The sequence below is a fragment of the Microbacterium oxydans genome, from assembly GCF_026559675.1.
GTDB lineage: Bacteria > Actinomycetota > Actinomycetes > Actinomycetales > Microbacteriaceae > Microbacterium > Microbacterium oxydans_D.
Genome location: NZ_CP092891.1, coordinates 2,196,196 through 2,214,121, shown reverse-complemented (window position 1 = coordinate 2,214,121; position 17,926 = coordinate 2,196,196). Strand labels below are relative to the sequence as shown.

Sequence of the window (17,926 nt, the reverse complement as noted above, 5' to 3'; positions counted from 1 at the left end):
GCGCTGGTCACGACGGGATGCCGTGAACCGGGCCACAAGGTGCGATAATGGCCTGTGATGCGATGAACGGCCCTGCCGCGACACGCGTCGACGCAGACTTCGGGGCCCCATGCCCCACGCGGTCAGAGCCATGAGCCGGTCGCACACCGAGTGAGTTCGCGGGACCCGCGGGTACCGCATGAGATTTCACGGAGCACCCAGTGCCCCGTGCAGGGAGTAAGCCAGAGATGGCCGATGAGAACAATGACAACAACGCCCCTACCCTCGACTTCCCGGCTGACGCCGCGGAACCGCTGACGGAGCCCACCGCTCCCGACGCCGCCGACCCGAACGGGCCGGCGAACGAGGCCGAGGAGTCTTCGGACGAGGCCGAGGTCGCCGCGGACGCCGCGGCTGACGACGTCGCGGCCGGTTACGCCGCCGCCGAAGACGCCGCCGCCGCTGCGGACGACGCGGCAGCCGCCGCCCGGGACGATGCCGCCGCCACGGCCGCGACCGTCGAGGCCGCCGCCGAGGTCACGGAAGAGGCCGACGCCTCGACCGAGGCGCCGTCGGATGCGGCTGTCGAGGCCATCGCCGAGGCGATCGTCGAGGAGTCCGCCGCCGAGGAGCAGCCCGCCGCGGAGGCGCCTGCCGCCGAGGAGCCCGCTGTCGAGGCGCCGGCTGCGGAGGAGACGGCCCCCGCCGCTCCCGAGGCCGTCACTGCCGTGACCCTGGGACTCCTGCCCGAGGTCTTCGTTTCGCAGGTCTCCACGCAGCTGCACTTCTATGCTCCCGAGGTCGTTCCGCTTCCGGCTCGCCCGGGCCGCGAGGAGCGCATCTTCGATCGCATCGCCGAGCGCGACCAGGAGGAGCCGGCATCCGGCCGCCGTGGCCGTCGTCGTCGTGGAGGGGCGGAGGGCGACGAGCAGCGCGACGAGCCTCGTCAGCGTCAGCGGGTCGTCGAGTACATCACCGAGCCGAAGGCCATCAAGGGCTCCACGCGCCTCGAGGCGAAGAAGCAGCGTCGTCGTGACGGACGGGATGCGGGGCGTCGTCGCCCGGTCGTCACCGAGGCCGAGTTCCTCGCCCGCCGCGAGTCGGTGGACCGCAAGATGGTCGTCCGCTCCAAGAACGGCCGCACGCAGATCGGTGTCCTCGAGGACGGCGTCCTCGTCGAGCACTACGTCGCCCGCAACCAGGACGCGTCGCTCATCGGCAACGTGTACCTCGGCCGGGTCCAGAACGTCCTCCCCAGCATGGAGGCCGCGTTCGTCGACATCGGCCGCGGCCGCAACGCCGTGCTGTACTCCGGCGAGGTGGACTGGGACGGCGTCGAGACCGGAAACCAGCCGCGTCGCATCGAGCTCGCCCTCAAGCCCGGCGACCGCGTCCTCGTGCAGGTCACGAAGGACCCCGTCGGGCACAAGGGTGCCCGACTGACCAGCCAGATCTCGCTCCCCGGCCGCTACCTCGTGTACGTGCCCGGCGGGTCGATGAACGGCATCAGCCGCAAGCTGCCCGACAATGAGCGGGCCCGCCTCAAGCGCATCCTCAAGGAGGTGCTGCCGGAGTCCTCCGGCGTCATCGTCCGCACGGCCGCCGAGGGCGCGACCGAGGACCAGCTGACGCGCGACGTGCAGCGCCTCACCTCGCAGTGGGAGCACATCCAGAAGCAGGTGGAGAACCAGCAGGCCCCGGCTCTCCTGCACGCGGAGCCCGACCTGCTCGTCAAGATCGTCCGTGACGTCTTCAACGAGGACTTCACCAAGATGCTGATCCAGGGCGAGGACGCGCAGCAGACGATCCGCGCCTACCTGGAGAGCGTCGCGCCCGACCTGCTCGAGCGCGTCGAGGCCTACGAGGACGAGACCGACCCGTTCGACGCGTTCCGCATCACGGAGCAGATCGAGAAGGCCCTGGACCGCAAGGTCTGGCTCCCCTCGGGCGGATCGCTCGTGATCGACCGCACCGAGGCCATGACGGTCGTCGACGTCAACACCGGCAAGTTCGTCGGCTCGGGCGGAAACCTCGAGGAGACCGTCACCAAGAACAACCTCGAGGCCGCGGAGGAGATCGTCCGCCAGCTGCGTCTGCGCGACATCGGCGGCATCATCGTCGTCGACTTCATCGACATGGTGCTCGAGTCCAACCGCGACCTCGTGCTGCGCCGCCTCATCGAGTGCCTGAGCCGCGACCGCACGAAGCACCAGGTCGCCGAGGTCACCTCGCTCGGCCTCGTGCAGATGACCCGCAAGAAGCTCGGCCTGGGCCTCCTGGAGACCTTCAGCGAGGCGTGCGAGGTCTGCGCCGGTCGTGGCGTCATCGTGCACCACGACCCGGTCGTGAAGCACCGCTCCAGCAACAACGGCGGCGGCAACGGTAACGGCAACGGCCAGAGCGGCCGCCGTCAGCGTGGCAACGGCGGGAACAACGGCGGCAACGGTCAGAGTCAGAATGCGCCCGCGGCCCCGAGCGTCACCCACAGCATCACCGAGGGCGCGAAGTCCGCTCTCGCGCAGATCGCGGCTTCCACGATCGCTCCGGCGGCCGATGGGTCGTCCGAGGGCGCGGTGGCCGAGGCTCCCGTCGAGGCGCCCGTGGCCGAGCGTCCGAAGAAGGCCCGCAAGAAGCGCGGCTCTGACCGCAAGTCGCCGAAGTCGCCGGCGGAGGCGCTGCTCGATTCGGTCCTCGATGCCCTTCCCGAGCCCAAGGCTCCGGGTCAGGGTCGTGGTCGTCGTCGGGTGAGCACGGCCGCGCTCACCGGCACTCCCGTCTCGGTGAACTCCGAGACGTCAGCGCCGGCGGTCCCGGCCGCGGACTCGGAGTCCTGAGGCGATCAGACGGCGCACCAGCTCCTTGCCGCCCACATGCTGGGCACCGGCCGCGATGAGCCGGGGGACGAGGTCCTCCGGCACGTCGTAGTGGTCGAGATCGAACGCGCGCGCGGGGACGTCGTTCGCCTTCGCGAAGGCGTGCAGCTCGTCGACGCTCGCATCGCTCACCAGGTGCGCCCACAGGCGTCCGTGTGCGGGCCAGAGCGGGTCGTCGACGAGTACGGTCACCTCGCCAGCCTACGACCGCGCCGAGCGGCGGGGCCTGCGCGGCGCCGACGACGCGTCGGAGACGGCTCGCTTTGCGACACTGCCCCGCATCCGGTAAAGTAGTCCCTTGGTGCGTATGCCGCGTCGTCCTCGTCGGCCGAAGCGGAGAGCCTTGCGTTCGCGCCCGCCGTTCTGCGGCGCATGCAAGCAACAGTCTTCCCCGTGAGATCTCGGAGCCGCGAGCTCCCCAACGAAACAGGTATGAAGTGGTTTACGCAGTAGTGCGCGCCGGTGGGCGGCAGGAGAAGGTCGAGGTCGGCACGATCGTTCAGCTCGACCGTGTCAAGGCTGCCCAGGGCGAGAAGATCGAGCTGGCCGCCGTGCTGCTCGTCGACGGCGCCACGGTGACCACCGACGCTGACTCGCTGGCGAAGGTCAAGGTCACGGCTGAGGTCATCGGCAACCTCCGCGGCCCGAAGATCATCATCCAGAAGTACAAGAACAAGACCGGCTACAAGAAGCGCCAGGGCCACCGTCAGGAGCTCACGCGCGTCAAGATCACCGGCATCAAGTAAGCCCGAGGGGACTAGGACATGGCACATAAAAAGGGCGCAAGCTCAACCCGTAACGGTCGTGACTCCAACGCTCAGCGCCTCGGCGTGAAGCGCTTCGGCGGTCAGCAGGTCCTCGCCGGCGAGATCATCGTCCGCCAGCGCGGCACGCACTTCCACCCCGGCGTCAACGTCGGCCGTGGCGGCGACGACACGCTTTTCGCTCTGGCCGCCGGTGCGGTCCAGTTCGGCGCGAAGGGCGGCCGCAAGGTCGTCAACATCGTCGCCGCAGCTGAGTGATCACAGCGCGACACTAAACATCCGGTTCGGGGCGGGCTTCGGCTCGCCCCGTCCGTGTATCTGCACACCGTAAGAACCACAGGATTCAGGGGAACTCGCACATGGTCACGTTCGTCGACACCGTCACACTGCACCTGCGTGCGGGTAAGGGCGGCAACGGCTGCGTCTCCGTGCACCGTGAGAAGTTCAAGCCGCTCGGCGGCCCCGACGGCGGCAACGGCGGTGACGGTGGCGACGTCGTGCTCGTCGCCGACCCGCAGACCGGCACGCTGCTGTCGTACCACCACTCCCCGCACCGGTCCTCCGGCAACGGCGGCCCGGGCATGGGCGACCACCGCTCCGGATTCCTCGGCGAGACGCTCGAGCTCCCGGTCCCGGTCGGCACCGTCGTGAAGAACACCGCCGGCGAGGTACTGATCGACATGATCATCCCGGGGGAGCGCTACGTCGTCGCCAAGGGCGGCATGGGCGGGCTGGGCAACGCCGCTCTCGCCTCGCCGAAGCGCAAGGCTCCCGGCTTCGCGCTGCTCGGCACGCCGGGCCACGAGGGCGACATCGTCCTCGAGCTGAAGACCGTCGCCGACATCGCGCTCGTCGGCTACCCGTCCGCGGGCAAGTCGAGCCTGATCGGCGCGATCTCCGCTGCGCGCCCCAAGATCGCCGACTACCCCTTCACCACGCTGCACCCGAACCTCGGTGTCGTGCAGGTCGGGGACTTCCGCTACACGGTCGCCGACGTGCCGGGCCTCATCGAGGGTGCGAGCGAGGGTCGCGGACTGGGACTGGAGTTCCTGCGCCACGTCGAGCGCTGCTCCGCCCTGCTGCACGTGCTCGACTGCGCCACGCTCGAGCCGGGCCGCGACCCGATCTCCGACCTCGACGTGATCCTCGCCGAGCTCGGCGCCTACGAGGTTCCCGAGGGGCAGACGCCGCTGCTCGAGCGCCCCCAGTTCGTGGCCCTGAACAAGGTCGACGTCCCCGAGGCGCGCGACCTCGCCGAACTCGTCCGTCCCGACCTGGAGGCCCGCGGGTTCCGGGTGTTCGAGATCTCCACGGTCTCGCACGAGGGGCTGCGCCCGCTCACCTTCGCCCTCGGCGAGCTCGTGGAGAAGCACCGCGCCGAAGCCGCCGTCGAGGCGCCGGTCGAGCGCGTCGTGATCCGGCCGCGCGGCTCCAAGAAGGAGTTCTCCATCCGGGTCGAGGGTGGCACCTACGGCAACATCTACCGCATCCTCGGCGAGAAGCCGGTGCGCTGGGTGCAGCAGACCGACTTCCAGAACGAGGAGGCCGTCGGCTACCTGGCCGATCGTCTCGAGAAGCTCGGCGTCGAGGATGAGCTCTTCCGCCTCGGAGCGGTGCAGGGCTCGACCGTCGTGATCGGCGAGGGCGACAGCATCGTCTTCGACTGGGAGCCCACCATGACGTCGGCGGCCGAGCTGATGAGCGCGCCCCGCGGCACCGACCCCCGTCTCGCACCCAACGCGCGCCGGACCACGTCCGAGCGCCGCGAGCAGTACTACGAGCGCATGGACGCCAAGGCCGAAGCGCGCGCAGAGGTGGAGGCGCAGCGCCTCGCCGCGTACCGCGAGGACGGCGAGTGACCGCACGCACCCGCGCGGACCTGGCGTCCGCATCCCGCATCGTCGTGAAGGTCGGCTCGTCGTCGATCAGCGGAGAGTCCTCCTGGAGGATCCCCATCATCGTCGAGGCCCTGGCCGCCGCTCACGCGCGGGGCGCCGAGGTCGTGCTGGTGTCGTCGGGTGCCATCGCCTCCGGCATCCCCTTCCTCCGGCTGGACGCACGACCCACCGACCTCGCCACGCAGCAGGCCGCCGCCGCGGTGGGGCAGAACATCCTCATGTACCGGTACCAGGAGTCGCTCCGTCCGTTCGACATCGTCGCCGGACAGGTGCTCCTCACCACCGGTGACCTCGAGAACCCGACCTCGCGGTCCAACGCCCGTCGCGCGATGGAGCGTCTGCTCGGTCTGCGCACGCTGCCGATCGTCAACGAGAACGACACGGTGGCGACGCAGGAGATCCGCTTCGGTGACAACGACCGGCTCGGCGCGCTCGTCGCCCAGTTGATCGAGGCGGATGCGCTCATCCTCCTCAGCGACATCGAGTCGCTGTACACGAAGCCGCCCACGGACCCGGGAGCCGAGCCGATCGACATCGTGGCGCCGGACGCCGACCTCACCGGACTCGAGTTCGGAGCGACGGTCGTCAACAGCGTCGGCACCGGGGGAGCAGCCACCAAGGTCTCCGCGGCACGGCTCGCCGCGGCCTCCGGCATCGGTGTCCTCGTCACGAGTGCCGACCTCGTCGATCAGGCGCTGTCCGGGGCCGAGATCGGAACCTGGTTCGAGCCCGCGACCTCCTAAACTGGCCGGATGACCGACCAGACCCCGCAGGTGCGCCTCGAGCGCGCCAAAGTGGCCTCTCGTGCCACGGCAGCTCTCACCAGCGACGACAAGACCCGCGTGCTCGAAGCCGTCGCGGTCGCCCTGCTGGAGGCCGCGCCGCGCATCATCGAGGCGAACGCCCGTGACATCGTGCGCGGACGCGAGGACGGCATCGGGGAGTCCCTGATCGACCGGCTGCGGCTGGACGAGAAGCGGGTCGAAGCGCTGGCCTCCGCCGTGCGCGACGTGGCAGCCCTGCCGGACCCGGTAGGTCGTGTGGTCGGCGGACATCGGATGCCGAACGGTGTGGCGTTGGAGCAGGTGCGGGTGCCCTTCGGCGTGGTCGGCGCGATCTACGAGGCGCGACCCAACGTGACGGTCGACATCGCGGCGCTCGCGCTCCGCTCCGGCAACGCCGTGGTGCTGCGCGGGGGGAGTGCCGCCCGCGAGTCCAACACCGTGCTCGTCGAGGTGATGCGCGCGGCGGTCGAGGGCGCGGGGCTCACCCCGGAGGCCATCCAGACGGTCGACGACTTCGGGCGCGAGGGGGCGAAGGCGCTCATGCACGGTCGCGGTCTCATCGACGTGCTGGTTCCCCGAGGCAGCGCGGGGCTCATCGAGACCGTCGTCACCGAGTCGACCGTGCCGGTCATCGAGACCGGTGCCGGGAACGTGCACATCTTCCTCGACGAGACGGCACCCGACGACTGGGCGCGTGACATCGTCGTGAACGCCAAGGTGCAGCGGCCGAGCGTGTGCAACGCGGTGGAGACCGTGCTCGTGCATCGTCAGGCGGCGCCGCGGCTGGTCCCGCTGGTCGCCAGCGCCCTGCAGAGCGAAGGCGTGGCGATCCATGGCGACGACATGGTCGTGGGTCTCATGTCGAACGTCATCCCCGCCGTCGAGGAGGACTGGGAGACCGAGTACCTGAGCCTCGACATCGCGATCAAGGTCGTCGAGTCCCTGGACGAGGCGCTCGACCACATCCGGCGCTACAGCACCGGGCACACGGAGTCGATCATCACGACCGACACACGCAACGCCGAGCGCTTCCTGGCCGAGGTGGACTCGGCCGTCGTGATGGTGAACGCCTCGACGCGCTTCACGGACGGCGCCGAGTTCGGATTCGGCGCGGAGGTCGGCATCTCGACCCAGAAGCTGCACGCGCGGGGTCCGATGGGGCTCTCCGAGCTGACCAGCACCAAATGGCTCGCGCGTGGGTCGGGGCAGACCCGCGCCTGAGGGCTAGACTGGGGGACGCTGTACCCCACAGGATCCCGAACAGCACGCACGAAACGGAGTCAGGATGAACCTCGTCGCACAGATCGCGATGGCCGCTGCCGAGACCGAGCACCACGGCAACGTCGCGCTCGAGACGGTGATCTTCGGAGTCATCGCGGCGACCGTGTTCGCCTTCCTCGGGCTCGTGACGCTCTCCTACAAGAACGTCGCCAACCGCCACTCGGCGAAGGCCGAGGCATGGGCCGCGAAGCACGGCAAGGATGGCCACGAGGCAGGACACGGCCACTAGGCCCCCATGAACGACGCTGCGACCACGCGCACCCCGCGCATCGGCGTGATGGGCGGAACGTTCGACCCCATCCACCACGGCCACCTGGTCGCAGCCAGCGAGGTCGCGAATTCCTTCGGACTCGACGAGGTCGTCTTCGTGCCGACCGGTCACCCGTGGCAGAAGTCGGGGGTTTCGCCGAGCGAGCACCGCTATCTGATGACGGTGATCGCGACCGCCTCGAACCCGCAGTTCACGGTCAGTCGGGTCGACATCAACCGCGAGGGTCCCACCTACACGATCGACACACTGCGCGATCTGAAGCGCGATCGACCGGATGCCGAGCTCTTCTTCATCACCGGAGCCGACGCCGTAGCGCAAATTCTCAGTTGGAGGGACCATGATGAGTTGTGGGAGTTGGCCCACTTCGTCGCGGTCTCTCGGCCAGGACATGTCCTGAGCACAGACGGCCTCCCGAGCGACAACGTCAGCCAGCTGGAGGTGCCGGCTCTGTCGATCTCGTCGACGGACTGCCGTGAACGCGTTCGCGACGATCAGCCGGTCTGGTACCTGGTCCCCGACGGAGTCGTTCAGTACATCGCGAAGCATCATCTGTATCGGAGCAAGGCATGAGTACATCGGATCAGCAGGAGCAGGGTCCGCTGACGCGCAAGCAGTTGCGCGAGATCCGGTTGACGGGTTCCACCCCGGTGATCTCCAGTGAGGAGGCCGCTGCGGCGGCCGAGGCGGCGCCCCCCGCGCCCCCACTGCCGCGTGCCGCCGAACCCGTCGAGATCGAGCCGGCGCCCGAGCCGGTCTCTCCGGAGGCCAGTGGCGTCGCCCCACTGACGCGGCGCCAGGCGCGTGAGCAGGAGAAGGTCCGCACCGCATCCGTGCCGGTCATCGGCGAGAGCGACGCCGCCGAGGCCGATGTCGAGGCTCCCGCCGCGCAGCCGATCGAGGAGCCTCAGGCCCCCGAGACCCCCGCCCCTGCGGCGGAGGCGCCGACGATCGTGTCGGGTGTTCCGGACTTCAGCGACACCGCGGGAGACGACGACGATGACGAGGGGGACGACGAGGTCGCGGTCGCCCCGGTCTCCGCTTCCGCGGCGGTCGACGCCGTGGGCGAGGTTCCGCTCGAGTCGATCGAACCCGCCACCGTCGAGACGCCCGGCAGCGATGTCGAAGAGGTCCTCGGACTGTCGGACGAGGACGCCGAGCCCGCCGCGGATGACGATGTGCTCGCGGACGACGATGTGCTCGCCGACGTCGAGGTCTCCGACGACGAGGTCGTCGCCGAGGACCGGCCCACGGTCAACTCCGCGTTCGGGGAGGGGCTCCTCGCGGATGCCCCCGAAGAGCGCTCCTCCTTCCGTCCGTCGTTCGACGAGCTGCTGACGGTGGGAGACTCCACCGGTTCGCAGCACTCCGCACCGAACGCGCTGATCTTCACGCCATCTCCCGGCGAGGGCTCGCTCTCGGGCCCCGTCGCGTCCACCGGGGAGATCCTGGTGACCGGCTCCTACGAGCTGCCGCAGGGCATGGGCTCGCAGGGTCACGCGCTCGGGACGACCGACGGCAAGGATGTCGACGCCGTCCTCATCGACGGCGAGCTGCCTCCGGCCTCGTCGCCCACGCCGATCGCCGCCAGCTCGGCGGTCAGCACCATCAAGCCCGCGGGCGAGGTCATCCGACCTCCTGCCCCCGAGAAGGGGAACCGACTGATGGTTACCCTCGCCATCATCGCGGGCGGACTCGCCCTCGCGATCGGCGTCGTTCTCGTCATCGCCTTCACCACGAAACTGATCTGATGCAATCACCTGAAACCGCCGAAGAGATGCTGCGTCTCGCAGCACAAGCCGCCGTCGACAAGGGCGGTGAGGATCTCGTCGCACTCAACGTCTCCGAGCCCCTGCCGCTGGTCGACATCTTCCTTCTCGTCACGGGAAACAGCGAGCGCAACGTCGCCGCGATCGCCGACGAGATCGAGGATCGCCTGATCGAGTCGGGTCACAAGCGCGTGCGCCGCGAAGGTCGCGCGGAGGCCCGCTGGGTCCTGCTCGACTTCGGCGACCTGATCGTGCACGTGTTCCACCAGGAGGAGCGCGTCTACTACGGCCTCGAGCGCCTCTGGAAGGACTGCCCCGTCGTCCCGATCGACGTCGCCGAGCCGGCCGCTGCCGACCCGAGCTGACATGACGACGCACCTGATCACCGGTGCAGGCTCCGGCATCGGCGCGGCTGTCGCCCGTCGACTGCTGGCTCGCGGCGATGACGTGGTGGCCCTGGCGCGTGACGCCGGGCGCGCGAAGCAGATCGCCGCCGACCTCTCCGGGGCGTCGGTACTGGTGGGAGACCTGTCCCAGCCGGGACGACTGTCGTGGGCGCTGTCGAAGCAGCACCTGCCGGATCGCATCGACTCCCTCGTGCATGCGGCGGGTGTCGTCGATCTCGGCGCGGTGGCGGAGCTGCCCGCGACCCTCTGGGAGCAGCAGCTCGCCGTGAACCTCGTCGCGCCGGCGGAGCTCACCCGCCTGCTGCTGCCCGTCCTCCGGGTGTCGCAGGGGCAGATCCTGTTCGTGAATTCCGGCGCGGGGCTCCGCGCCAACGCCGGCTGGTCGGCCTACGCCGCGTCGAAGCACGGCCTCCGGGCTCTGGCCGACGCGCTGCGGGCGGAGGAGGCGGAGCACGGGATCCGCGTCACCTCGGTCTTCCCCGGACGCACGGCGACCCCGATGCAGGAGCGTGTGCACCAACAGGAGGGTCAGGAGTACGAGGCCGACCGCTTCATCGACCCTGAATCGGTGGCGACCACGATCCTCACGGCCCTCGACCTTCCGCGCGACGCGCAGATCACCGACCTGTCGATCCGTCCGGGGGTCTGAGGCAGGGGCGCCGGGCCGTCCCTGCGCATACCCCGCCCGGTGTCAAGGGGCTTCCCAGGCCGCGGTCCGTGGCGCACTCTCTTTGGAGAGAGAGTCCTGGAGGGCCCCGAAAATGTCTGAACTTCCGGATCCGCGGTTCATGCTGAATCGCATCACGGCGTCGGAATGGGTGATCAACGACCTTCGTTACTCGCCCAATGACCCGCGCCACGTGGTCGCGTGCGTGTACGAACTCGCCGAGACCGAGGTCGAGGTGACCTGGCTGCGTGATCTGCCGCTCGCCACGCGCTACGGAACCGTGTTCGAGGTGCTCGAGGATGTCGAGAGGATGCGTGGATCGAGCCGGGCGACCCGTCCGATCTCCATTCCGCATCGGCCGCCGCTGATGGCGACCTAGCCGCACGAACGGCACGGACCGTGTATGACGAAAGCGCACCCCCTCGATCGCCGAGGGGGTGCGCTTCCTCGTGAGCCGTGCGGCGGTCCGCGTTCCGGCAGCCGCAGGCCGGCTCGGAGCCGTTGCAGGGCTCGGAGTCGCTGCAGTGCTAGAGCAGCTGCAGATCGGTGATGCAGGTCCGATCGTCCGATGACGTGGTGGACAACGGCACGGAGCCCGTGAGGCCCGCGCTCTCGACGGTCAGCGTCGCCTCGATGCCCCGAGGTACCCAGACGCCGATGAAGCCGTTGTCATGGGTTCGGCGCGTCTCATCGAGGAGGACCGATCCGTCAGCGGCGGTGAGGACGATTCGCAGGTCGGCGTCGGAGAGCTCGCCCACGCACGTCGTGAGGCTGTGGAAATGGCAGTCGTGGGTCTGCGCACGGAACGGTGCGATGGAGATGTACACCGCGTCGTCGGGCATCGGCAGCCGGCCCTCCCGACCGCTCTCGTCGCGCAGCACGAGCGCATCGGGTCGCACCGACGCGAGGAGGTCGGTCGGCCTCTCCGCGACGGGCATCGCGTCGAGGCGTTCGATCACCGTCGCGACGTCGAGTCCCGCGAGATCGTGCGCTGCGAGCAGCTCCTGTGCGGCAGCCGCCGGGTCGTCGTCCGCCGCGGGGGCGGGGGCGGCGCATCCGGCCAGGGTGATGCCGGCGACGGTCAGCGCGGCGAGTGCTGCGGACAGCCTCCGTCGTCGTGGAGATGCGGGACGGGGAGCTGCGAGAGAAGCGGCAGTGGGGGGACTGAGGGGGTGGTTCATGGCATGGTCCTTCGTGCGGGGTGGGACCGGTGCCGGGCGGGGCTGCGCCGACACCGGCCCCGGAACGGATCAGAGAGCGGAGAGGAGGTCCTTCATCTCCTGGATCTCGTCGGTCTGGGCGTCGACGATCGTGTGGACGAGCTCGACCGCCTCGGGGTCGCTCCCGTCATCGATCTGCGCCTGTGCCATCTCGACGGCGCCCTCGTGGTGCACGATCATCTGCTCGAGGAACAGTCGGGACGCCTCAGGACCGTCGGCGGCGCGGAGTGCGGTGAGGTCGTCCTCGCTCATCATCCCGTCGCCGTGGTCCATCCCGCTGGCCGCGCGGTCGTCGGGGCTGATGCCCCATTCGTCCAGCCAGCCTTCGAGCTGTTCGATCTCCGGGCCCTGAGCGGCCTTGATCCGCTGGGCGAGCTCGGTGACCGCGGGGTCGATCCCCTCGGCGGCGAGCACGATGTCGCTCATCTCGATCGCCTGCTCGTGGTGGACGATCATCATCGAGGCGAACATGGCGTCGGCCTCGTCGGCGCCGGCGGACGGCGATGAGGAGCCGTGGTCCATGCCGGGCATGGAACCATCGTCGGCGGCGGTCGCGCAGCCGGACAGCAGCAGGGCGGCGGACAGGGCGAGTGCGGACGTCGCCGCAGCACGAATCTTCATGGGTGTTCTCCAATACGCATAGTCGTTGCGCGCACGCCGGACGGCGGCGCGCGAGGGTGAGAGGCGGGGAGCCGTGGCGCGCGAGCGCGGGCTCCACGAGCCGCTCAGGTGCGACTGATGCAGAGAACGTGAAGAGAGGGGGCGCGGGGGAGAGGCCGTGCGGCGAGGGCGTCGATGAGGGGCGACCGGAGGAGGATTCCCGTCCGACCCCGAAGCACACCGGGCGCGACGAGGAGCATGAGGGCGAGGAGGAGCGCGAGGACGCACATCATCGCCATGCCGCTGTGTTCGTCGGTACCGCAGCCCGCGCAGGACATCTCTGCCGTGCCGGTGGATTTTCCGGACGGGTGCGTCTGCGCGGTGCCGTGGTGCGCCGATGCGGGGTCAGCCGCGGACATCGCCACCGCTGCCGGTGCGTCGGCCGCCGCGGTCCCGTGCAGGTTCAGGGTGTGCATCCCCAGCAGTCCGAGGATGACTGCGGCGACGAGCAGCACGCCCGCCAGAACGCCCCGGAAGACGCTCGAGGAGCCCCTCCCGGACCGCGTCGCCGCCACCGGTGCCATGAGAGCAAGTCTAGGCGCGCGGGTGACGACGACCGCTCCGGTGCGGAACGGCGCCGGTCCGCTCAGGCGTCGGCGTCGGCGTCGTCATCCGTCTCTGCGGCGACGCGGTCGGCCTCCGCGCTGTCGATGAGCGCGTCATCGACGTCCGGATCGAGGACGCGCTCACCGTCGACGTCCTGGGTCGGCACGCCGGCCGGGTCGTCGTCGTGGGGAATCGGTGGCACGGGGGGAATGATCGGGTTCGACATGATCGCATCCTTTCGTCGAGGTGCGTTCACGGTAGAACGTGCAGCGTGCAGGCTGAATCGGGTTGACGCCCGTGAAGACTCGCGCTAGCGACGCGGGAACGAAGAAAGCCCCCGGTTAACCGGGGGCTTTTTCTGTGGACCTGAGGGGACTCGAACCCCTGACCCCCTGCATGCCATGCAGGTGCGCTACCAGCTGCGCCACAGGCCCAGACGCTGTTCCGAACCAGCCGGAGCAACTTGAAAAGAGTACTACACGAATCGACGCGAGCACCAATCGGGGCGGGTATCCCGGGCGCGTCCTCGCGGGAGCGCGGTATCGAGGAACAAGCACACGGCGCCGGGCGTTGGAATCGGCGTGAGCATCCTCGACAGTCTGGTGATCGGCGCAGGGCAGGCCGGCCTCTCGGCATCCTTCCACCTCTCGAGGCTGGGCATCTCGCACGTGGTCCTCGACGCCGACGAACAGCCCGGCGGCGCCTGGCAGCACCGGTGGGACGCGCTGACGATGCGCGACGTGCACGGAGTCGCGGAGCTGCCCGGCGACACCCCGCCGCCGCGCGACGGCGCCCGCGCCAACGAGGCCGTGCCCGCATACTTCGCCCGGTATGAGAAGAAGCACGCGCTCCCGGTGCTCCGCCCCGTGCACGTCGAGCGCGTGGAGGATCAGGACGGACTGCTCGTCGTGCGGGCCCGCGAGGGCGAGTGGACGACCCGCACTGTCGTGAACGCGACCGGCACCTGGTCGCATCCGTTCCTCCCGCACTTCCCCGGCATGGAGACGTTCGTCGGTGAGCAGCTGCACACCGTGGACTACCCGGGGCCGGAGCACTTCATCGGCAAGCGGGTCCTCGTGGTGGGCGGGGGAGCGTCCGCCGTGCAGTTCCTCGGTGCGCTGGCGCCGATCACCGACACGCTGTGGGTCACCCGCCGTGAACCGGTGTGGCGGAACGACGACTTCACCCCGGAGGCGGGGGCTGCGGCCGTCGCCCTCGTGGAGCAGCGCGTCGCCGCCGGGCTCCCTCCCGAGAGCGTGGTCAGCGTGACCGGGCTGATGCTCCGTCCGCAGGAGCGCGAAGCCGAGCGTCTCGGTGCCTACGCCGCCCGACGTCCCCTGTTCGAGCGGATCGAACCCGATGGGGTGCGCTGGGCGGACGGCAGCTTCGAGCGGGTCGACGTGATCCTGTGGGCCACCGGGTTCCGCCCGGCGATCAGTCACCTGGCTCCCCTGCACCTGCGCAGTCCGGCCGGAGGCATCCAGCTGGACCGGAACGGGCGCGGCACGACCGCGGTCGCCGATCCTCGTGTGCAGCTGGTCGGCTACGGGCCGTCCGCGAGCACGATCGGCGCGAACCGTGCCGGGCGCTCCGCGGCGAAGGGCGTGCAGCGTGCTCTGCAGTCGGCCGGTGCGAGCGTCACCAGCGGTTGAGCACCTCTTCGGCGAATCCCTCGATGCCGTCGACCTGCACCCGCGTTCCGGTGTCGTCGAGCGCCCAGCCCGTCCAGACGCCGAACAGCTGATCGGTCGAATTCGCGATCACCAGTGCATTCGTGCGGGAGCGCTTGTCGTAGAACGGCGTGAAGGTGAGGTCGGCGCTCGTCCCGTGCACGTGCCAGGGGCTCATGAAGCGCGCGGGGTCGTAGTCCCACACGAGCTCCTCGCTGATCTTCGACAGACGGCCGTCGACGAGGAGCGCGTTCTCGGTCGCGCCGGAGCCGTCGGTCCACTTCGCACCGAGCTGCAGCCCGATGACGCGGCCGTCGACGACACCGCTCGCCGCGGCCCAGTTCCAGCGCACCCGGTACGGCCAGCGCCCGCGCCCGTGGTCGAGCACCGCCCAGCTGCCCGCGGGCACGTCGTGCGTGACGCCGTCGATCGTCACGGTTCCGGTCGTCGGACGGGCCACATCCTTCACCGTGTACTGGAACCGACGGATGTCCTCGCCCTGCCGCCACGGCACGACGACGCCGAGGGAGTCGTGTCTCGCGGGACGGCCGGCGTGCAGGTCGAAGGACACGCGGGGTGCGGTGCCGCGCAAGCGGGTCCCGTCGAGGGCCTCGTCGATGTCGATGGTGATCCGACGGGTGCGTGATCGAGCGGGACCCGCGCCGAGAGACGCCGGCAGCGTCGCGCTGCGTCCTCCGGGGGAGATCACCGTCGCGCCGATGCCGTCGCCGGTCGCGCGGTCGAGGACCCACACTTCGTGCAGCGCCATGTAGTCGACGCACGAGACCGTGAGGGACATGATGTGCGACGGGGCCATCACGTTCCAGTACTCCCACCGCTTGTTGCGCCCCCAGTGGCCGCGGCCCGGGATCCCCGAGGTGTCGTGAAGCGGTGTGCGCGACCACCCCAGCGCCTCGCGGTTGAACGCCCCGTCCGGCGTGGTGAGAGACACGTGCGCGGTGATCTCGCGCTCGATCAGCGGTGTGGGCATCGTCGTCCTGCTGTCGGGTGGGATGCCTTCTCGGGTCGGCATCGTTGACCCGAGTGTAGAGGAACGATCCACGGACGATGGGGGACGGGGCGGAATCCCTGTTCGGGAGGACGCCATCGCCTGGATACCCTGAGGGCATGCTCCGCTTCGTCTTCGTCGTCGTCTGGCTGCTGCTGTCCGCCTGGCTCGTCGTCTGGGTCGGGGAGGGCCTGTTCGGAGTCGATCAGCGGCAGTCGATCCTCCCCTTCGCCGGAGAGGACACGCTCGGCGGGCCGATCATCATCGGTGTCGCCTGGGGGCTGCTCCTGACGTTCGGAGGGATGCTGTCCGGGCTCGGCCGTCGCAGGACGGTCCGGGGTGAGGCCGAGATCGGTGTCGGCACGATCGTCGAGGTCTCGCGCACCGGCATGACCGTCAACGACGTGCCGCAGTACGACCTGTTCATCCGGGTCGCCCCGCGTGCCGAGGAGGACTTCGTCGCCCAGCTGCGGATGCTGGTGGACCCCGCGGACGCCGCGGGTCTGCAGGTCGGACTTCCCGTTCCCGTGCGCTACAGCCTGACCGACCAGGACACCGTCGAGCTCGCCGACCTCAGCGACCCGGCCGTGCGCGACGCCATGCTGCACTGGCGGATTGAGCGGGGGCTGATCGACCCGGCACAGGTGCGTGCGCGGACGAGCGGGACGCAGGTTCCGGCATCCGTCCTCGAGATCCGCCCGACGGGTCGGCGCCGCGAGGGGCAGAGCGAGCTCGCCCTGCGCGTGCTGATGGCGCCGGAGGGCGCGGCGACGTGGGAGGCCGACAGCACCCTGTTCGTGTATCCCCAGGCGATCCCGCATCTGCAGGTCGGCGCGCCCGTCTGGGCGTTCTACCGGCGGGAGGATCCGCAGACGGTCGCGGTGACCATCGAGAAGGAGGCCGGACGATGAACCCGATGGACACGCTCATCTGGCTGCTGAACTTCCCGGCCGCGCACGGCTACGTCATGGTGTTCCTCGCCGGCTTCTCGATCCTCGGCCTGTTCGCGCTGTCCGTGCGGGGAGCGGTGCCCGGTGGCGACCTTCGAGCCATCCGAGAGCGGGAAGGGCTGCTGCGTGCGGGAGATCGCCCGCGCGGTCGGATCACGGGACGCGTCATCCGCGTCGTCGCCCGGATTCTCGCCCTCCTGATGCTGGGCTCGCTCGTGATCGGGATCCTCAGCCTGACCGGGGTGCCCGTGACCCGCGCGTACATCCACGACAACGGCCGCCCGACGACCGCGACGACGGACGGCGACTGGGTGACGTTCACGACCGCGGAGGGGGTGGAGTACACCCTGGAGAGCAACTTCTTCACGCCCGCGGTGTATCCGGACCGGGACGCGCAGTTCCCCGGCGGACAGCCCGTCGTGGTGCGCTATCTGCCCGGCCACCCGCAGGCGTTCGTGATCGACAGCGAGCAGACCCCGCGCTGACGTCGGGTACGGCGCGTAGGGTGAGGGTATGTCGCGCATCATCGTCTTCGGCGGCCACGGCCGCATCGCCCTTCTGCTCGCGCCGCTCCTCGTCGCCCGAGGGGACGAGGTCACCGCCGTCATCCGCAATCCCGCGCACACGGCCGATGTCGAGGCGGGCGGCGCGAACGCTCTGGTCGCTGACGTCGAGGCCCTGAACGTCGAGGAGCTCGCCGAGATCATCGGCGGTCACGACGCGGTCGTGTGGTCGGCCGGTGCGGGCGGCGGCTCTCCGGAGCGCACGTACGCGGTCGACCGCGATGCGGCGCAGCGGTCCATGGACGCGGCCGAGCGCGCCGGCGTGCGCCGCTACGTGATGGTGTCGTGGCTCGGATCGACCGCCGATCACGGCGTCCCCGAGGACGACTCCTTCTTCCCGTACGCCGATGCCAAGTGGGCGGCCGACGAGCACCTGCGCGGTACGGGCCTGGAGGGCACGATCCTCGCACCGGGGACGCTCACCTTCGACGAGCCGACCTCGCGGATCCAGACCGACCCCGACGGACGCGGCGCCGTCGCTCGTGCCGACGTCGCCGCGGTCATCGCCGCCTCCCTCCACGAGCCCTGCACGATCGGCCGGACGATCCGCTTCGGCAACGGCGATGCGGCCTCGGCGGTGCCGATCGCCGAGGCGCTCGCCTGCTGAGCCGGACCAC

At 69.9% G+C, this 17,926-nt stretch carries 22 protein-coding genes and 1 tRNA gene; 16 read left to right on the top strand and 7 right to left on the bottom strand.

All coding sequences use genetic code 11. From position 1 onward, the window contains the following. The first annotated feature begins 227 nt into the window (after positions 1–227). Positions 228–2,813: an Rne/Rng family ribonuclease gene (locus tag MME74_RS10635; RefSeq protein ID WP_267414991.1), complete on the top strand. Its 2,586-nt coding sequence runs from the start codon at positions 228–230 to the stop codon at positions 2,811–2,813. Here the strand turns inward: MME74_RS10635 and MME74_RS10630 are convergent. Beyond that, entirely contained in the window at positions 2,775–3,044 is a 270-nt protein-coding gene (locus tag MME74_RS10630) for a DUF4031 domain-containing protein (protein WP_267414990.1), read from the bottom strand. The two genes, MME74_RS10635 and MME74_RS10630, sit on opposite strands and share 39 nt — an antisense overlap. A gap of 245 nt (positions 3,045–3,289) precedes the next feature. Between MME74_RS10630 and rplU the strand changes: the two genes are divergently transcribed. From rplU to MME74_RS10575, 11 genes are all read left to right on the top strand, one after another. After that, on the top strand, positions 3,290–3,598 hold the full coding sequence (gene rplU, locus MME74_RS10625) for a 50S ribosomal protein L21 (RefSeq protein ID WP_028501602.1): 309 nt from the start codon (positions 3,290–3,292) through the stop codon (positions 3,596–3,598). Between the two features lie 18 nt (positions 3,599–3,616). Continuing rightward, positions 3,617–3,874: a 50S ribosomal protein L27 gene (gene rpmA, locus MME74_RS10620; protein ID WP_028501603.1), complete on the top strand. Its 258-nt coding sequence runs from the start codon at positions 3,617–3,619 to the stop codon at positions 3,872–3,874. A 101-nt stretch (positions 3,875–3,975) separates the two neighbouring features. Further along, complete coding sequence (obgE, locus tag MME74_RS10615; protein ID WP_267414989.1) at positions 3,976–5,475, top strand: GTPase ObgE; 1,500 nt, start codon at positions 3,976–3,978, stop codon at positions 5,473–5,475. After that, positions 5,472–6,257 (top strand): glutamate 5-kinase, encoded by a 786-nt coding sequence (gene proB / locus MME74_RS10610; protein WP_267414988.1) that lies wholly within the window; start codon positions 5,472–5,474, stop codon positions 6,255–6,257. The genes obgE and proB overlap by 4 nt, the downstream gene beginning before the upstream one ends. Positions 6,258–6,266: 9 nt before the next feature. After that, complete coding sequence (locus MME74_RS10605; RefSeq protein WP_267414987.1) at positions 6,267–7,520, top strand: glutamate-5-semialdehyde dehydrogenase; 1,254 nt, start codon at positions 6,267–6,269, stop codon at positions 7,518–7,520. 64 nt (positions 7,521–7,584) lie between these two features. Then, the gene (locus MME74_RS10600; protein WP_267414986.1) at positions 7,585–7,809 is read left to right on the top strand and encodes a hypothetical protein; all 225 of its coding nucleotides are present in this window, start codon (positions 7,585–7,587) and stop codon (positions 7,807–7,809) included. A gap of 6 nt (positions 7,810–7,815) precedes the next feature. Next, entirely contained in the window at positions 7,816–8,421 is a 606-nt protein-coding gene (nadD, locus tag MME74_RS10595; protein WP_267414984.1) for a nicotinate-nucleotide adenylyltransferase, read from the top strand. After that, complete coding sequence (locus tag MME74_RS10590; protein WP_267414983.1) at positions 8,418–9,599, top strand: hypothetical protein; 1,182 nt, start codon at positions 8,418–8,420, stop codon at positions 9,597–9,599. The genes nadD and MME74_RS10590 overlap by 4 nt, the downstream gene beginning before the upstream one ends. Next, positions 9,599–9,982, top strand: a complete 384-nt coding sequence (gene rsfS, locus MME74_RS10585; protein WP_267414982.1) for a ribosome silencing factor — start codon at positions 9,599–9,601, stop codon at positions 9,980–9,982. The genes MME74_RS10590 and rsfS overlap by 1 nt, the downstream gene beginning before the upstream one ends. Before the next feature lies 1 nt (position 9,983). Next, entirely contained in the window at positions 9,984–10,673 is a 690-nt protein-coding gene (locus MME74_RS10580) for an SDR family oxidoreductase (protein WP_267414981.1), read from the top strand. Between the two features lie 112 nt (positions 10,674–10,785). Further along, positions 10,786–11,070: a hypothetical protein gene (locus tag MME74_RS10575; RefSeq protein ID WP_267414980.1), complete on the top strand. Its 285-nt coding sequence runs from the start codon at positions 10,786–10,788 to the stop codon at positions 11,068–11,070. Between the two features lie 148 nt (positions 11,071–11,218). On the opposite strand, the gene MME74_RS10570 is transcribed toward MME74_RS10575, so the two are convergent. From MME74_RS10570 to MME74_RS10550, 5 genes are all read right to left on the bottom strand, one after another. Next, positions 11,219–11,872: a CueP family metal-binding protein gene (locus MME74_RS10570; protein ID WP_267414979.1), complete on the bottom strand. Its 654-nt coding sequence runs from the start codon at positions 11,870–11,872 to the stop codon at positions 11,219–11,221. Between the two features lie 69 nt (positions 11,873–11,941). Continuing rightward, positions 11,942–12,532 carry a DUF305 domain-containing protein gene (locus MME74_RS10565; protein ID WP_267414978.1) on the bottom strand — a complete coding sequence of 197 codons (591 nt, stop codon included), beginning with the start codon at positions 12,530–12,532 and terminating at the stop codon, positions 11,942–11,944. Between the two features lie 104 nt (positions 12,533–12,636). Continuing rightward, positions 12,637–13,095 carry a DUF6153 family protein gene (locus MME74_RS10560; protein ID WP_267414977.1) on the bottom strand — a complete coding sequence of 153 codons (459 nt, stop codon included), beginning with the start codon at positions 13,093–13,095 and terminating at the stop codon, positions 12,637–12,639. Between the two features lie 62 nt (positions 13,096–13,157). Continuing rightward, the gene (locus tag MME74_RS10555; RefSeq protein WP_267414976.1) at positions 13,158–13,343 is read right to left on the bottom strand and encodes a hypothetical protein; all 186 of its coding nucleotides are present in this window, start codon (positions 13,341–13,343) and stop codon (positions 13,158–13,160) included. Between the two features lie 135 nt (positions 13,344–13,478). After that, positions 13,479–13,551 (bottom strand) — tRNA-Ala (locus MME74_RS10550). A gap of 147 nt (positions 13,552–13,698) precedes the next feature. Between MME74_RS10550 and MME74_RS10545 the strand changes: the two genes are divergently transcribed. Continuing rightward, positions 13,699–14,769: an NAD(P)-binding domain-containing protein gene (locus tag MME74_RS10545; protein ID WP_267414975.1), complete on the top strand. Its 1,071-nt coding sequence runs from the start codon at positions 13,699–13,701 to the stop codon at positions 14,767–14,769. On the opposite strand, the gene MME74_RS10540 is transcribed toward MME74_RS10545, so the two are convergent. After that, a complete protein-coding gene (locus tag MME74_RS10540) occupies positions 14,756–15,820 on the bottom strand; it encodes a DUF2804 domain-containing protein (RefSeq protein WP_267414974.1) in 1,065 nt (354 codons plus the stop codon). The genes MME74_RS10545 and MME74_RS10540 overlap by 14 nt on opposite strands. A 95-nt stretch (positions 15,821–15,915) precedes the next feature. Between MME74_RS10540 and MME74_RS10535 the strand changes: the two genes are divergently transcribed. Genes MME74_RS10535 through MME74_RS10525 form a run of 3 tightly spaced genes read left to right on the top strand, consistent with a single transcriptional unit; the run spans position 15,916 to position 17,916 of the window. Beyond that, positions 15,916–16,707, top strand: a complete 792-nt coding sequence (locus tag MME74_RS10535; RefSeq protein ID WP_267414973.1) for a hypothetical protein — start codon at positions 15,916–15,918, stop codon at positions 16,705–16,707. After that, entirely contained in the window at positions 16,704–17,231 is a 528-nt protein-coding gene (locus MME74_RS10530) for a hypothetical protein (RefSeq protein WP_267414972.1), read from the top strand. The genes MME74_RS10535 and MME74_RS10530 overlap by 4 nt, the downstream gene beginning before the upstream one ends. A 28-nt stretch (positions 17,232–17,259) precedes the next feature. Then, positions 17,260–17,916, top strand: a complete 657-nt coding sequence (locus MME74_RS10525) for an NAD(P)H-binding protein (protein WP_267414971.1) — start codon at positions 17,260–17,262, stop codon at positions 17,914–17,916. Positions 17,917–17,926 lie beyond the last annotated feature (10 nt).

Excerpts from the sequence above, each read along its gene's own strand:
- MME74_RS10635 (WP_267414991.1), top strand. The coding sequence starts at position 228 with ATGGCCGATGAGAACAATGACAACAACGCCCCTACCCTCGACTTCCCG.
- rpmA (WP_028501603.1), top strand. The coding sequence starts at position 3,617 with ATGGCACATAAAAAGGGCGCAAGCTCAACCCGTAACGGTCGTGACTCC.
- obgE (WP_267414989.1), top strand. The coding sequence starts at position 3,976 with ATGGTCACGTTCGTCGACACCGTCACACTGCACCTGCGTGCGGGTAAG.
- MME74_RS10605 (WP_267414987.1), top strand. The coding sequence starts at position 6,267 with ATGACCGACCAGACCCCGCAGGTGCGCCTCGAGCGCGCCAAAGTGGCC.
- MME74_RS10600 (WP_267414986.1), top strand. The coding sequence starts at position 7,585 with ATGAACCTCGTCGCACAGATCGCGATGGCCGCTGCCGAGACCGAGCAC.
- nadD (WP_267414984.1), top strand. The coding sequence starts at position 7,816 with ATGAACGACGCTGCGACCACGCGCACCCCGCGCATCGGCGTGATGGGC.
- MME74_RS10590 (WP_267414983.1), top strand. The coding sequence starts at position 8,418 with ATGAGTACATCGGATCAGCAGGAGCAGGGTCCGCTGACGCGCAAGCAG.
- rsfS (WP_267414982.1), top strand. The coding sequence starts at position 9,599 with ATGCAATCACCTGAAACCGCCGAAGAGATGCTGCGTCTCGCAGCACAA.
- MME74_RS10580 (WP_267414981.1), top strand. The coding sequence starts at position 9,984 with ATGACGACGCACCTGATCACCGGTGCAGGCTCCGGCATCGGCGCGGCT.
- MME74_RS10575 (WP_267414980.1), top strand. The coding sequence starts at position 10,786 with ATGTCTGAACTTCCGGATCCGCGGTTCATGCTGAATCGCATCACGGCG.
- MME74_RS10570 (WP_267414979.1), bottom strand. The coding sequence starts at position 11,872 with ATGAACCACCCCCTCAGTCCCCCCACTGCCGCTTCTCTCGCAGCTCCC.
- MME74_RS10565 (WP_267414978.1), bottom strand. The coding sequence starts at position 12,532 with ATGAAGATTCGTGCTGCGGCGACGTCCGCACTCGCCCTGTCCGCCGCC.
- MME74_RS10560 (WP_267414977.1), bottom strand. The coding sequence starts at position 13,095 with ATGGCACCGGTGGCGGCGACGCGGTCCGGGAGGGGCTCCTCGAGCGTC.
- MME74_RS10555 (WP_267414976.1), bottom strand. The coding sequence starts at position 13,343 with ATGTCGAACCCGATCATTCCCCCCGTGCCACCGATTCCCCACGACGAC.
- MME74_RS10540 (WP_267414974.1), bottom strand. The coding sequence starts at position 15,820 with ATGCCGACCCGAGAAGGCATCCCACCCGACAGCAGGACGACGATGCCC.
- MME74_RS10535 (WP_267414973.1), top strand. The coding sequence starts at position 15,916 with ATGCTCCGCTTCGTCTTCGTCGTCGTCTGGCTGCTGCTGTCCGCCTGG.
- MME74_RS10530 (WP_267414972.1), top strand. The coding sequence starts at position 16,704 with ATGAACCCGATGGACACGCTCATCTGGCTGCTGAACTTCCCGGCCGCG.
- MME74_RS10525 (WP_267414971.1), top strand. The coding sequence starts at position 17,260 with ATGTCGCGCATCATCGTCTTCGGCGGCCACGGCCGCATCGCCCTTCTG.